The following is a 14,146-nucleotide window of genomic DNA, read 5'->3' as shown; positions in this document are numbered from 1 at the left end:
CGGGGGATCGAGGCATCCGAAGGTGACGGTTACGCATTCCGCCGGCGACATCCCGGGACGCTCGGCCGCAACCCGAGTTGCAAGGGGCGCCGACCGTCGACTCGATCGTGCACATCAACGCCCCGCGCGCATCCGTTCTGTGCGCCGCCTCAGCGGACGAGTCGTGTTTCACGTGAAACAACAACCGTGTAAGTAGCCCACAGCGCGCAACGCCGACGAAACGCCACCCGCTATCGCGGCACACAACCAAGCACTACCCGGAGACGAAGCAGGCCCCGACCGAGACGGTCGGGGCCTGTTCACCTCCGTGGGGGAGGGGAGTACTTGCTACGAGGGGAGGACCACCACGCGACGTTTCGGCTCTGCACCCTCGCTCTCGCTGACGACGCCGTCGACGACCGCGACCGCGTCGTGCACGATCTTCCGCTCGAACGGAGTCATCGGATCCAGCGCTTCGCGCTCGCCGGACGACAGGACTCGCTCGGCGACCTCACGACCGAGGCGAGCCAGTCGATCGCGGCGATCAGCCCGCCAACGGGCGATGTCGAGCATCAGGCGGCTGCGTTCACCTGTCGCCTGCTGGACCGCAAGGCGGGTCAGCTCCTGGAGCGCGTCGAGGACCTCACCCTTGCGCCCGACGAGCTTCGTCAGGTCGTCGCCGCCATCGATGCTGACGACTGCTCGGTCGCCATCCACATCCAGGTCGATGTCACCATCGAAGTCGAGGACGTCGAGCAGCTGCTCGAGGTAGTCGCCGGCGATCTCGCCTTCTTCGACCAGACGGTCTTCGTCGTCTTCGTCCTCATCCGAGTCGTCGTCATCGGAGTCGTCGTCATCGGAGTCGTCGTCGACGTCGGTCTCGTCCGCGGCGTCATCATCGGCGTCGCTATGCACCGCTTCCGTGACGGCGTTCTCCGCCACCGCACCGTCGTCGCCGGCGGCCGACGAAGACGTATCGGCCTGGTCCTCGGTCTGGGATCCCGCCGTGGTCTCGGCGTCCGTACCGGCTTGAGTTGCAGTCTCTGCTGTCATCTCATTCACCTAACTTCTGTGCTTCATCGAACAAGTCTGGGGCGGTCATCGTTTGCCACCGCGTTTGTTTCCGCGTTTGGCCGTCGAACGGCTTCCGCGGTTGTGGTTCTGCTTCTTGCCCGGTGCGGCGCCGGCGCCGGGGCGTGTGGGCTTCTGACCCGGCTTGGGTTTGGCTCCCGCCCCGGTGTCCGCTGCGGCGGTCGTCGACTCGTCGGGCGATGCATCTGCGTCGACACCGTCGGTCCCGGCCTTGTCCGACGATCCGTCCTTCGAGAGGGAGACGTTCGTCGAGTCGGCGCCGTTGGTGTTCGTCGCCGCGGGCTTCTTCTTCCGGTCGGGTCGCGCGCCCGGCTTCGGCGCATTGGCCTTCAGCTTCTCCTGCTTGAGGAGCTTGGCCTCTTCCTCTTCCTTGGCGATGTGCCCGAAGACGATGTGCTGCTGACCGTAGGTCCAGATGTTGTTGCTCATCCAGTACAGGAGGATGGCGACCGGGAAGAACGGACCGGTCACGAGGATGCCGATCGGGAAGACGTACAGCGCGAGGTTGTTCATCATCCGGGTCTGCGGATTCTCCAGCGCCGCTTCGGGCTGACGGGCAACCGACGCACGCGAGTTCAGGTGCGTCGCGATGGAGGCGACGATCATCATGGGGATGACGACGAACGCGATCTGCGGGCGCGTGAAGTCGATGGGGGAGCCGGGCTCGACGAAGGCCTGGAACTCGGTCGCCGGCTCGACGAGGTAGGACGACAGCGGGACACCGAAGAGGCGGGCGTCGAGGAAGTTCTGCACCTGTTCGGCGCTGAACACGTAGTTGCCCTGGGACCGGGTCTCTGCCGCACTCATGCCGAGCTGACCCATGCCGGTGCCCATACGGTTGAACGAGCGCAGCACGTGGAACAGACCGATGAAGACCGGGATCTGGAGCAGCATCGGCAGGCAGCCGAGCATCGGGTTGAACCCGTGCTCCTTCTGCAGCTTCTGCATCTCCTCGGTCATCTTGACCCGATCCTTGGCGTACTTCTTACGGATCGCCTGGAGCTGCGGGTTGATCTCCTGCATCTTCTTCGTGGTGCGGATCTGCTTCACGAAGGGCTTGTAGAGAATCGCACGCAGGGTGAACACGAGGAACACCACCGACAGGGCCCAGGCGATGCCGTCGCCACCGGGGGAGTTCGGTGTGACATGGCTGAAGAGCCAATGCCAGACCCACATGATCCCGGAGACCGGGTAATAGATGAAGTCGAGCACGGGTCAGTTACCCCTCACTTGTTGTACTCACAGAGCACGCGTCTCGCCGGACGCGTGCTGATGGTTTCGAGGTCGGTGTGTGCCGGTCGCCGAGCGCCACAGGTCGCGGCACAGTTCGCCGAAGCCGCGTTCGGGAACCGGGTCGTAACCGGGTTTGTGCCAGGGCCCGCACTTCGCGAGCCGGATGACCGACAGCACCGAGCCGTAGAGGAAGCCGTGCCGGTCCAGTGCCTCGACCGCATATCCCGAGCAGGTGGGTTCGAACCGGCAGGACGGCAGACGCATCGGCGACACCCAGGTGCGGTACAGCTCGATGAGGAAGATGACGGTGCGGCGGGGGAGGAGGCGGAGTCCGCGCCACAGGCGCGCGCCGGTTCCGCTCGAGGCCGCGTGCGGAGTCGTCGAATCCGCCTCGGTCTCAAGTGACGGCGTGGTGTCGGTGTTGCCCATCACCGCGGTCCCGCTCCGTCGGCCGACGCCGCGACGGCCTCGGACAGGGCGAGGACACGACGACTGGTGAACGCGTCGCGGAGCTGGTCGGCGAGCTCGTCGCTGGATCGCTCGGCCGCGCTTCGGCGGGCACGGACGACCACATAGGTCTCGTCGGGAAGCAGATGCGATGCGCCGGCGAATGCCGCGCGCAGTCGGCGGGCGACGAGATGGCGCGTCACCGCATTGCCGACGGATTTGCTGACCACGAGACCGAACCAGGGACCACCGGACATCGCCACGTCCCGTCGAAGGCTGCGGGGGTCGGGCCATTCACGACCGACCATCGCGAGATGGACGACGAAGTCACGACTGTTCACCCGCGCACCGGACTTGAGGGTGCGAGAGAAGTCGGATCCCCGTGAGATCCGATGAAGGGGCGCAGTCATCGAACAGCTGACCGGGCCCCGTACGGGACCCGGTGAGAGCCGACGATCAGGCGGTGAGCTTCGCGCGGCCCTTGGAACGACGGCCGCTGACGATCGCACGTCCGGCGCGGGTCCGCATGCGCAGACGGAATCCGTGCACGCGCGCGCGACGACGATTGTTCGGCTGGAAAGTACGCTTGCCCTTGGCCACGGTGACTCCTTGTGCTCCCTGTGGGCACGCCGGTTACCCGGGCATGACCCACATGTTGTCGTTGGTCTGTTGATCCAGGACGGTGCCGAACTGGTGTCGGTGATGACTCGGCGAACACGGAAGTTCGCCGCGCAAATCCGCAACCTGGATGACCAGTCGAGACTACTGACACCGGGCGTCCAAATCAAACGGCGACGTCCGTTCTCGGTGACCGTTCGCGACCAGTGTGTTCTGGGCCACGAACGCAAGATTGTCAGCAGAATCGAGTCAAACGTCCCGATCGCTTTGTGGCCCTCCCCGACCTCTGTTACGTTCACTCACAGCGTCGGCCACCCCTCCCGTCGAGGTAGATCCTCGAGGACCTGGCTCCGACCGAAGTCCCCAGTTCGTCACCTTTGTACACAGGTGTGGATAACCCTGTGGAGAGACGGGGACTCCGGCGCAGATGCCACCGCGCTCGTGAACGCTGGTAGTTTTCCGGACCAGGAGGCCAGCCCCGTGACTTCAGACCGAGACACTTTCGGCGAAGTGTGGCAACAGGTCGTCGCCGAACTCAACGACGACGAAGCCGCACGCGACCACGAACCACTGACACGCCAGCAGAAGGCGTGGCTGTCACTGGTTCGACCCCTGACCCTCACCGAAGGCTTCGCCCTGCTGACCGTGCCGACGGCGCTGGTCCAGGAACAGATCGAACGCAATCTCCGCGAGACCATCCGCTCGGTTCTCAGCCGTCACCTCGACGAACCCGTCGATCTCGGCGTCCGTATCGCCACCCCGCGCAACGACGAGCCGGTGGCGGAAACATCGGTTCCCGACGTACGGCCCATCGCCGGAGCGGCCGCAGCAGTCGACTACACGGCCGCCCCCGTGGGCGCGGGCCGCGCGCCGTCCCACATGCCGGAGTCGACGCGCCCGTCCGGCGACTGGGCGTCGTACTTCGCCGAGCGGCCCACCTCGACGCCGCCGGCCACCGGCGCAAACCTCAACCCCAAGTACACCTTTGACACCTTCGTCATCGGCGCGTCGAACCGGTTCGCGCACGCATCGGCGGTGGCGGTCTCGGAAGCCCCCGCCCGGGCCTACAACCCACTGTTCATCTGGGGAGAGTCCGGACTCGGCAAGACGCACCTGCTGCACGCCGCGGGCCATTACGCGCAGCGCCTCTTCCCGGGCATGCGGGTCAAGTACGTGTCCACCGAGGAATTCACCAACGACTTCATCAACTCGCTCCGCGACGACCGGCGGGTGGCGTTCAAGCGCCGGTATCGCGACGTCGATGTGCTGCTGGTCGATGACATCCAGTTCCTCGTGGGCAAAGAAGGTATCCAGGAAGAGTTCTTCCACACCTTCAACACCCTGCACAACGCGAGCAAGCAGATCGTCATCTCCTCTGATCGACCGCCGAAACAGCTTGCGACACTGGAAGATCGGCTTCGTACACGGTTCGAGTGGGGCTTGATCACCGATGTCCAGCCGCCCGATCTGGAGACCCGGATCGCGATTCTGCGCAAGAAGGCGCAGATGGACAACATCGCGGTTCCCGACGATGTACTCGAACTCATCGCGTCGAAGATCGAGCGCAACATCCGCGAACTCGAGGGTGCACTCATCCGCGTGACGGCGTTCGCGTCGCTCAACGACGCTGCTCTCGACAAGTCCCTGGCCGACGTCGTCCTGCAGGCCCTGCTGCCCAACTCGGGGACCCTGGAGGTCAGCGCGGCGAGCATCCTCGCGATCACCGCCGAGTACTTCGACATCTCTGTCGAGGAACTACGAGGTCCCGGTAAGACACGGTCGATCGCCCAGGCCCGCCAGATCTCCATGTACCTGTGTCGTGAGCTCACCGACCTCTCGCTGCCGAAGATCGGCGAGACCTTCGACCGCGATCACACGACGGTCATGTACGCCGAGCGGAAGATCCGCAAGGAGATGGCCGAGCGCCGCCGGGTGTACGACCACGTCCAGGAACTCACCGCCCGCATCAAGCAGCGCGCCGTGGGCTGACACGCGCACACCTATAGCTCTCCGCACCCCCGAGGCCACGACGGCCCGGGGGTGCGGTCGTCCGGGGGTGTTCCGCCGCCCGCAGTGGCATCCGATGGCGACTGCGATGGCCCCTCCGAATGCCAAGTCTGGTCCTCGGGTCGAGAGTCTTCGACACCGTGGACCGCCTTCCCGCAGTCGGATTCGGCCGACATCGACCCTGCTCACGATCGATCACCAGCTGTGCACAATCCTTGGGATAAGCGGGGTCGGCATGTGCATCGCCGGTGGACGCCGCGCGAACAACATGAGAACTCCACATCCCCGGACGGATCCGCTCGACGTTGCTCCACCGGTCATGCACACGTCCACACCCGCCCGGACTGGCCCGATGTCATGGTTGTCCACAGATTGCACAACTCCTATTACTGAGATGGATCCCTCTAGAAAGAGATTCTTTTGTAAGAAGGTCTGTGCACAGACCGTCGCCGATCGGGTCGCCCGCAGCCGGCTCCGACGACGGTGTGACTTGGCCCCAACCACTCCGGCTCGGGCGGCGGCGTTCTACAGTGGGATTCCCGGATGCGGGATCCCACTCCAGGCCGGCCGACCCACTGCGGCGCCGACCCGGCGATCCAGGCGGGAACGAGAACGAGAGAAGGGCAACCTCCCAGCATGAAGTTTCGTGTCGCGCGTGACGAGTTCGCTGATTCCGTCGCCTGGGTGGCCCGCAGTCTCCCGTCTCGTCCGCCCGTCCCGGTTCTCGGCTGTGTGGTGCTCAACGTCGGCGAAACGGGCCTGACCGTCTCGGGTTTCGACTACGAGGTCTCGGCCCAGGAAAATCTGGGCGCGGAGGTCGCCGAGCCCGGACAGGTCCTGGTCTCCGGTCGGCTCCTCGCCGACATCACCAAGGCCCTGCCGAACAAACCGGTCGATGTGACCCTCGACGGTGCACGCGTCGCGATCACCTGTGGCAGCGCGAAGTTCTCGCTCCCGACGATGCCGGTCGAGGACTACCCGCAGTTGCCCGACGTGCCCTCCGTCACCGGAACGATCCCGTCGCAGCTCTTCGCCGAGGCGATCTCGCAGGTGGCCGTGGCGGCCGGCAAGGACGACACCCTGCCCATGCTCACCGGTGTCCGCGTCGAGATCGAGGGCAACTCCGTCGTCCTCGCCGCGACCGACCGTTTCCGCCTCGCGGTGCGTGAATTGCAGTGGGAGCCTTCCGATCCCGACACCAAGGGGGCCGTCCTGGTGCCCGCGAAGACGCTCTCGGAGAGCGCCAAGACCGCGGGTGCCGAGGGCACCGGCGTCGTCTCGCTGGCGTTCGGCGGTGGCGCGGCCATCGGATCCGACGGCATCCTCGGCATCCTGGGAGAGACCAAGAAGACCACCACCCGCCTGCTCGACGCGGAGTTCCCGAAGTTCCGTCAGCTGCTCCCGGCCAGCCACACCGCCGTCGCCACCATCGACAGTGGCCCGCTGATCGAGGCGATCCGGCGTGTGGCCCTGGTCGCCGAGCGCGGCGCGCAGGTCCGGATGGAGTTCTCCGAGGGATCCGTGCTGCTCACCGCGGGCGGCGACGAGGCCGGCAAGGCCGAGGAAGAGCTGCCCGTGTCGTTCCAGGGTGAGCCCCTCACGATCGCGTTCAATCCCGGGTACCTGCAGGACGGGTTGTCGGCGATCAACGCCGACGCGGTGGACTTCGGATTCACCACCCCCAGTCGGCCTGCCGTCCTCCGCCCGGCCAGCGGAGAGGATCCGGTCGCGGACGAGTCCGGCGCCTTCGTCGCTCCCGAGAGCGCGTTCAGCTACCTGTTGATGCCCGTCCGCCTCCCGGGCTGACGGCCGCCACGGCCTCACCGTCCTCAGGATCGACGCCGACTCGTGTTCGTCCGTGAGCTGCATCTGCGCGATTTCCGATCGTGGCGGGCCGTCGACCTCGATCTGGCACCCGGGCCGACGGTCTTCACCGGCCGCAACGGCTTCGGCAAGACCAATCTGCTCGAGGCGCTGTTCTATCTCTCGACGCTGCGCTCACACCGGGTGAGTTCCGATGCACCGCTCGTACACGCGGGATCGGCGTCGGCGTCGGTGACCGCGACGGTCGAGAACGACGGCCGTGAGCTGACCGCCGAGCTGCGGATCAATGCCGAGGGCGCCAACAAGGCGACCATCAACCGCAGCCCGGCGCGGCGGCCCCGCGACCTGCTCGGCATCCTCCGTACGGTGCTGTTCGCGCCGGAGGACCTGTCCCTGGTGCGTGGTGACCCGAGCGACCGACGACGCTTCGTCGACGAGCTCGTCGCGCAGCGGGGTCCCCGATTCGCCGCCGCCCGCGCAGACTACGACCGGGTCCTGCGTCAGCGGTCGGCCTTGCTCAAGACTGCCGCCGCGGCGCTGAGACGTGGTGGGCAACAGGCAGATTCGGTGGTCAGCACGCTCGATGTCTGGGACGGTCAGCTCGCGGATCTCGGCGGTCAGGTGATCGCCGCGCGGTTGTCGGTGCTCGCCGAGCTCGAGCCGCACTTCACCGGCTCGTATGCGTCGATCGCGCCGCATTCACGGCCGGCCGTGCTCCGGTATCGTCCCGCCGGCGGTGTGGAGATCGAGGAACACACACCCGAGGCGATCGCCGACGTGCTGGCACTACGCCTGACGGAGTTGCGCGACAAGGAGATCGAGCGGGGCTTGTGTCTCGTCGGTCCGCATCGCGACGACATCGACATCGTCCTCGGCAGCGATATCGCGAAAGGCTTTGCCTCACACGGGGAATCCTGGTCGTTGGCACTGGCTCTGCGCCTCGGCTCCGTCGAGCTCACCCGCGCCGAAGGTGTCGAGCCGGTGATCATGCTCGATGACGTGTTCGCCGAACTCGACGCCAAGCGGCGCGCGCAACTCGTCGATTTCACCGCCGACGCCGAGCAACTCCTCATCACCGCCGCCGTCGCCGAGGACATCCCCGGGCGGATCGGTGGCCGGCGGATCGGCGTCGATGTGGTCGACGACGATGCGGGCCGGCGGTCGCACATCGTCGACTCTGCGCTCGACGATGTGACGGCAGCGGGGGAGGAAGCCCATGAGTGACGATCGCCCGTCCGGGTCCCCGGATCCTGCCGACCCCGCACCACGGCCGACACCGCCCGGCGAACTCGGCGGGTACGAGCGTGCCCGCAAGGCGCTCGAGGAGGCCCGGGCCCAGGCCCGCGCCGCGGGTAAGTCGGTCGGCAGGGGCCGGGCGTCACCCGTCCGTCGGGTCCCGCGCGGATCCCAGGGGCGTCGACGCTGGTCCGGCTCCGGTCCGGATCCGCGGGATCCGCAGCCCTTCGGCCGGCTCGTCGGAGGTCTGGCGAAGGATCGCGGGTGGCAGGAGAAGATCGGCGAAGGCACCCTGTTCGGGATGTGGGAACAGATCGTGGGTTCGGACATAGCCGCTCATGCGAAGCCGGTTGCGTTGCGCGACAACGTCCTCCACGTGCAGGCCGAGTCGACGGCATGGGCGACGCAACTTCGCTACATCCAGGCCCAGATCCTCGCCAAGATCGCGGCCGCCATCGGCAACGGCCAGGTCACCTCGTTGCGGATCAGCGGTCCGAAGGGCCCGTCGTGGCGTAAGGGTGAACGGCATGTGCGCGGGCGCGGCCCACGCGACACCTACGGCTGACGCGCCGCTAGCAGACTCGACCGCACTTTACTAGTTGCAGAGCCTCGTGGGCCGTTTTCCATCCCCAAGCCACGATCGAACCGGGATCGAGGCAAAAAAATCGTTCTGAGGGCCTGTTAGCGGCCCCGGATGCGCGTTCCAGGGCGAGTCAGGCAGTACACTGTGGAGAGTTGTCCCGACAGGGGTGCACAACAGCAGACAGACAGCGCCTCCAGGCTACCCGGATGTACCCACCGGGTATCCCTGTGCGCGCAACCGCCGTGTGCCCCGTCGAGAAGGATCGACGACGGATCCGGAGACCACCTGATCCGTCGGTGAGCAGAACAGGAGCGGACGCACCTCGTGGCCGACACCAACGACACCGGACCGAAGAAGAACAAGAAGAAGCCGTCAGAGTATGGCGCCGATTCGATCAACATCCTCGAAGGTCTGGAAGCCGTCCGCAAACGGCCCGGCATGTACATCGGATCCACCGGTGAGCGAGGGCTGCACCACCTGATCTGGGAAGTCGTCGACAACTCGGTCGACGAGGCGATGGCCGGCTTCGCCTCGCGCGTCGACGTGACCCTCCTGGCCGACGGCGGCGTCCAGGTCGTCGACGACGGCCGCGGCATCCCGACCGGCATGCACCGCACGGGCGTGCCGACGGTCGAGGTCGTCATGACCCAGCTGCACGCCGGCGGCAAGTTCGACTCCGACGCCTACGCGGTGTCCGGTGGTCTGCACGGCGTCGGCATCTCGGTGGTCAACGCGTTGTCCACCAAGGTGGAGCTGGAGATCCAGAACGACGGATTCAACTGGGAGCAGACCTACACCTACGCGACACCCGGCGCCCTCGAGAAGGGGACCCCGACGCGCAAGACCGGCACCACGGTGCGGTTCTGGCCGGACCCCGAGATCTTCACCGAGACCACCCGATTCAACGCCGAGACCGTGGCGCGTCGTCTGCAGGAGATGGCCTTCTTGAACAAGGGCCTCACCATCACGCTGACCGATCAGCGTCCGCAGGCCATCGAGCCGCCGGGTGACGCCGACGGTGACGAGGAGAGCGGCACCACCGAGGCCGCCGAGGCGGTGAAGTCCGAGGAGGAGAAGGCCGCCGCCGCGGCCAAGCCGAAGACCCGCACCTATCACTACCCCGACGGCCTCGTCGACTACATCAAGCACCTCAACCGGACCAAGCAGTCGATCCACACCACCGTCGTCGGCTTCACCGGCCAGGGGACCGGCCACGAGGTCGAGGTCGCGATGCAGTGGAATGCAGGCTATTCCGAGTCGGTTCACACCTTTGCCAACACCATCAACACCCATGAGGGCGGTACCCACGAAGAGGGATTCCGCGCCGCGCTGACCCTCACCGTGAACAAGTACGCGGTGGACAAGAAGCTCATCAAGGACAAGAAGGAAGACCGCCTCTCGGGTGACGACATCCGCGAGGGCCTCGCCGCGGTGATCTCGGTGAAGGTCGGGGATCCGCAGTTCGAGGGTCAGACCAAGACCAAGTTGGGCAACACCGAGGTCAAGGGATTCGTCCAGCGCGTGTGCAGTGAGCACCTCGGGCACTGGCTGGAGGCCAACCCGGCCGAGGCGAAGACGATCATCAAGAAGATCGTCGAGTCGCAGCGGGCCCGGATGGCAGCGCGCAATGCCCGCGATCTGGTGCGCCGCAAGACCGCCACCGACATCGGTGGCCTCCCCGGCAAGCTCGCCGACTGCCGCAGCAACGATCCGAGCAAGTGCGAGGTCTACATCGTGGAGGGCGACTCGGCCGGCGGCAGCGCCAAGTCGGGCCGTGACTCGATGTACCAGGCGATCCTGCCGTTGCGCGGCAAGATCATCAACGTCGAGAAGGCGCGCATCGACCGGGTACTCAAGAACACCGAGGTCCAGTCGATCATCACCGCGTTCGGCACGGGCATCCACGACGAGTTCGACATCAGCAAGCTCCGCTATCACAAGATCGTGCTGATGGCCGACGCCGACGTCGACGGTCAGCACATCTCGACCCTCCTGCTCACCTTGCTGTTCCGCTTCATGCGGCCGCTCATCGAGCACGGTCACGTGTTCCTCGCGATGCCGCCGCTGTACAAGCTCAAATGGCAGAAGTCGGCGCCGGAGTTCGCCTATTCCGACCGCGAGCGGGACGGACTGCTCGAGGCCGGGCGTGCGGCGGGCAAGAAGATCAACCCGGACGACGGCATCCAGCGGTACAAGGGCCTCGGCGAGATGAACGCCAAGGAACTGTGGGAGACCACGATGGACCCGGCCGTGCGTGTCCTGCGTCAGGTCACCCTCGACGACGCCGCGGCCGCCGACGAACTGTTCTCCATCCTGATGGGTGAGGACGTCGCCGCCCGACGCAGCTTCATCGCCCGCAACGCGAAAGACGTTCGTTTCCTCGATGTCTGATCGCGGGTTCCTGCGATTCCGCTCCGATCGGAGAAAGTACACACATGACTGACACCACCCTGCCGCCCGCCGGCGGTGAAGGCGATCGCATCGAGCCCGTCGATCTCGGGCAGGAGATGCAGAAGAGCTACATCGACTACGCGATGAGCGTCATCGTGGGCCGTGCGCTCCCCGAGGTCCGCGACGGTCTCAAGCCGGTGCACCGCCGCCTCCTCTACGCGTCTTTCGACGCCGGGTTCCGTCCCGACCGCAGCTACGTCAAATCGGCGAAACCCGTTGCGGAGACGATGGGTAACTACCATCCGCACGGCGACACCGCGATCTACGACGCCCTGGTGCGCCTCGCCCAGCCGTGGTCGATGCGGTACCCGCTCATCGACGGTCAGGGCAACTTCGGCTCGCGGGGCAACGACGGCGCCGCGGCGATGCGTTACACCGAGGCCCGGCTCACCCCGCTGGCCATGGAGATGCTGCGCGACATCGGCGAGGAGACAGTCGATTTCGTCCCCAACTACGACGGCAAGACCAATGAACCGACGGTCCTGCCGTCGCGTATCCCGAACCTGCTGATCAATGGTTCCGGCGGTATCGCCGTCGGTATGGCGACGAACATGCCCCCGCACAACCTCAACGAGGTCGCCGATGCGGTGTTCTGGGCGCTGGAGAACCACGACGCCGACGACGAGACCACCCTCGCCGCGTGCATGGAGTGCATCAAGGGACCCGACTTCCCCACGGCCGGACTGATCGTCGGCAGCCAGGGGATCAAGGACGCCTACACCACCGGGCGCGGCAGCATCCGGATGCGCAGTGTCGTCGACATCGAGGAGAACAAGGGATCCACCACGCTGGTGGTCACCGAGTTGCCCTACCAGGTCAACCCGGACAACCTGATCCAATCGATCGCCGAGCAGGTCAACGAGGGAAAGCTGAAGGGCATCAGCCGGATCGAGGATCAGTCCTCGGACCGCGTCGGCATGCGGATCGTGGTGACGCTGCGTCGCGACGCCGTCGCCAAGGTCGTCCTGAACAACCTGTACAAGCACAGCCAGTTGCAGACCAGCTTCGGTGCGAACATGCTGTCCATCGTCGACGGCGTGCCCCGCACGCTGCGTCTGGACCAGATGATCCGCTACTACGTGGCGCATCAGATCGACGTCATCGTGCGACGGACGCGGTACCGGTTGCGCAAGGCCGAGGAACGCGCGCACATCCTGCGCGGTCTGGTGAAAGCCCTTGACGCGCTTGACGAAGTGATCGCGCTGATCCGCCGCTCGGCCAACACCGAGACCGCGCGTACCGGCCTGATCGACCTCCTCGACATCGACGAGATCCAGGCCGATGCCATCCTCGCGATGCAGTTGCGCCGTCTGTCGGCCCTGGAACGCCAGAAGATCGTCGACGAACTCGCCGAGATCGAACTCGAGATCGCCGATTACAAAGACATCCTCGACCGGCCCGAGCGTCAGCGCGCCATCGTGCGCGACGAGCTCAAGGAGGTCGTCGAGAAGTACGGTGACGAGCGTCGGACCAAGATCATCGCGGCCGACGGCGATGTGAGCGACGAGGATCTGATCGCCCGCGAGGACGTCGTCGTCACGATCACCGAAACCGGATACGCCAAACGCACGAAGACCGACCTGTACCGCAGCCAGCGTCGCGGCGGCAAGGGTGTGCAGGGTGCCGGTCTCAAGCAGGACGACATCGTCAAACACTTCTTCGTGTGCTCGACCCACGACTGGATCCTGTTCTTCACCACCAAGGGTCGCGTCTACCGCGCCAAGGCCTACGAGCTGCCCGAGGCGAACCGCACCGCCCGTGGTCAGCATGTCGCCAACCTCCTGGCCTTCCAGCCGGAGGAGCGGATCGCCCAGGTCATCCAGCTGAAGACCTACGAGGATGCGCCGTATCTGGTGCTCGCCACCCGCAACGGCCTGGTGAAGAAGTCGCGACTGGTCGACTTCGACTCCAACCGCTCCGGCGGCATCGCGGCGATCAACCTGCGTGGCGAGGACGAATTGGTCGGCGCCCAATTGTGCAGCGCCGACGATGATCTGCTCCTGGTGTCGCAGAAGGGACAGTCGATCCGGTTCCACGCCGACGACGAAGCCCTGCGGCCGATGGGCCGGCAGACCTCCGGCGTCCAGGGCATGCGGTTCAACACCGACGACACGCTGTTGTCACTGAACGTCGTCCGCGAGGGCACCTACCTGCTGGTCGCCACCTCCGGCGGGTACGCCAAGCGGACCGGTATGGACGACTACCCGGTGCAGGGTCGCGGCGGCAAGGGTGTGCTGACGATCGCCCACGATCGTCGACGCGGTGAACTGATCGGCGCGCTCATCGTCGACGACGACTCCGAGCTCTACGCCATCACCTCGGGGGGCGGCGTCATCCGCACCACGGCGAAATCGGTGCGCAAGGCCGGACGCCAGACCAAGGGTGTCCGTCTGATGAACATCGACGAGGGCACCACGGTCATCGCCATCGCCCGCAACGCCGACGAACCGGACGAGACAGAGGTCTCTTCCTAGGCGTTAGGGTGAAGGCCACTGTTGCTCGACCCGTCGCGAGTCGACGGGTCGGGGAACGGCGGGCTCGGACCCGGCGCCGAGCGAGCAACGTCAGGAACGCCTGAGTGAGGGAATGTCTGTGAGCACACCGAACGAGCCGCATCAGGACCAGAACGGGCGCCCCGCCGGGGGACCGGCGGGACCCGGAACGGGAACCCCGACC

General features: G+C 66.1%; 11 protein-coding genes. 6 read left to right on the top strand and 5 right to left on the bottom strand.

The window, feature by feature from the left end; translation table 11 throughout:
• Window positions 1-327: 327 nt before the first annotated feature.
• Genes M4D77_RS21190 through rpmH form a run of 5 tightly spaced genes read right to left on the bottom strand, consistent with a single transcriptional unit; the run spans window position 328 to window position 3,351 of the window.
• A complete protein-coding gene (locus M4D77_RS21190; protein WP_065630842.1) occupies window positions 328-1,032 on the bottom strand; it encodes a R3H domain-containing nucleic acid-binding protein in 705 nt (234 codons plus the stop codon).
• 45 nt (window positions 1,033-1,077) lie between these two features.
• Window positions 1,078-2,283 (bottom strand): membrane protein insertase YidC, encoded by a 1,206-nt coding sequence (gene yidC / locus M4D77_RS21185; protein ID WP_058252991.1) that lies wholly within the window; start codon window positions 2,281-2,283, stop codon window positions 1,078-1,080.
• A 27-nt stretch (window positions 2,284-2,310) separates the two neighbouring features.
• Window positions 2,311-2,733: a membrane protein insertion efficiency factor YidD gene (yidD, locus tag M4D77_RS21180; RefSeq protein ID WP_240199374.1), complete on the bottom strand. Its 423-nt coding sequence runs from the start codon at window positions 2,731-2,733 to the stop codon at window positions 2,311-2,313.
• Window positions 2,733-3,161: a ribonuclease P protein component gene (gene rnpA, locus M4D77_RS21175; protein WP_065630840.1), complete on the bottom strand. Its 429-nt coding sequence runs from the start codon at window positions 3,159-3,161 to the stop codon at window positions 2,733-2,735. The genes yidD and rnpA overlap by 1 nt, the downstream gene beginning before the upstream one ends.
• Before the next feature lie 46 nt (window positions 3,162-3,207).
• A complete protein-coding gene (gene rpmH, locus M4D77_RS21170) occupies window positions 3,208-3,351 on the bottom strand; it encodes a 50S ribosomal protein L34 (protein WP_004020968.1) in 144 nt (47 codons plus the stop codon).
• 498 nt (window positions 3,352-3,849) lie between these two features.
• On the opposite strand from rpmH, the gene dnaA reads away from it, so the two are divergent.
• From dnaA to gyrA, 6 genes are all read left to right on the top strand, one after another.
• Complete coding sequence (gene dnaA / locus M4D77_RS21165) at window positions 3,850-5,358, top strand: chromosomal replication initiator protein DnaA (RefSeq protein WP_137809135.1); 1,509 nt, start codon at window positions 3,850-3,852, stop codon at window positions 5,356-5,358.
• 654 nt (window positions 5,359-6,012) lie between these two features.
• Window positions 6,013-7,182 (top strand): DNA polymerase III subunit beta, encoded by a 1,170-nt coding sequence (dnaN, locus tag M4D77_RS21160; RefSeq protein WP_058252995.1) that lies wholly within the window; start codon window positions 6,013-6,015, stop codon window positions 7,180-7,182.
• A gap of 42 nt (window positions 7,183-7,224) precedes the next feature.
• Complete coding sequence (recF, locus tag M4D77_RS21155; protein WP_078113877.1) at window positions 7,225-8,424, top strand: DNA replication/repair protein RecF; 1,200 nt, start codon at window positions 7,225-7,227, stop codon at window positions 8,422-8,424.
• The gene (locus M4D77_RS21150) at window positions 8,417-9,001 is read left to right on the top strand and encodes a DUF721 family protein (RefSeq protein ID WP_058252997.1); all 585 of its coding nucleotides are present in this window, start codon (window positions 8,417-8,419) and stop codon (window positions 8,999-9,001) included. Before recF ends, M4D77_RS21150 begins: the two co-directional genes overlap by 8 nt.
• Before the next feature lie 342 nt (window positions 9,002-9,343).
• A complete protein-coding gene (gene gyrB / locus M4D77_RS21145; protein WP_165629304.1) occupies window positions 9,344-11,410 on the top strand; it encodes a DNA topoisomerase (ATP-hydrolyzing) subunit B in 2,067 nt (688 codons plus the stop codon).
• Between the two features lie 44 nt (window positions 11,411-11,454).
• Window positions 11,455-13,944: a DNA gyrase subunit A gene (gyrA, locus tag M4D77_RS21140; RefSeq protein ID WP_058252999.1), complete on the top strand. Its 2,490-nt coding sequence runs from the start codon at window positions 11,455-11,457 to the stop codon at window positions 13,942-13,944.
• The last annotated feature ends 202 nt before the right edge of the window (window positions 13,945-14,146 follow it).

Source organism: Gordonia sp. p3-SID1431 (genome assembly GCF_025143765.1).
Lineage (GTDB): Bacteria > Actinomycetota > Actinomycetes > Mycobacteriales > Mycobacteriaceae > Gordonia > Gordonia hongkongensis.
The sequence above is the reverse complement of the archived record's forward strand: the minus strand, read 5'-3'. Positions and strand labels throughout refer to the sequence as shown.

Bases quoted from the DNA above. Each gene is read 5' to 3' on its own strand.
- M4D77_RS21190 (WP_065630842.1), bottom strand. From the start codon at position 1,032: ATGACAGCAGAGACTGCAACTCAAGCCGGTACGGACGCCGAGACCACG.
- yidD (WP_240199374.1), bottom strand. From the start codon at position 2,733: ATGGGCAACACCGACACCACGCCGTCACTTGAGACCGAGGCGGATTCG.
- rnpA (WP_065630840.1), bottom strand. From the start codon at position 3,161: ATGACTGCGCCCCTTCATCGGATCTCACGGGGATCCGACTTCTCTCGC.
- dnaN (WP_058252995.1), top strand. From the start codon at position 6,013: ATGAAGTTTCGTGTCGCGCGTGACGAGTTCGCTGATTCCGTCGCCTGG.
- M4D77_RS21150 (WP_058252997.1), top strand. From the start codon at position 8,417: ATGAGTGACGATCGCCCGTCCGGGTCCCCGGATCCTGCCGACCCCGCA.
- gyrA (WP_058252999.1), top strand. From the start codon at position 11,455: ATGACTGACACCACCCTGCCGCCCGCCGGCGGTGAAGGCGATCGCATC.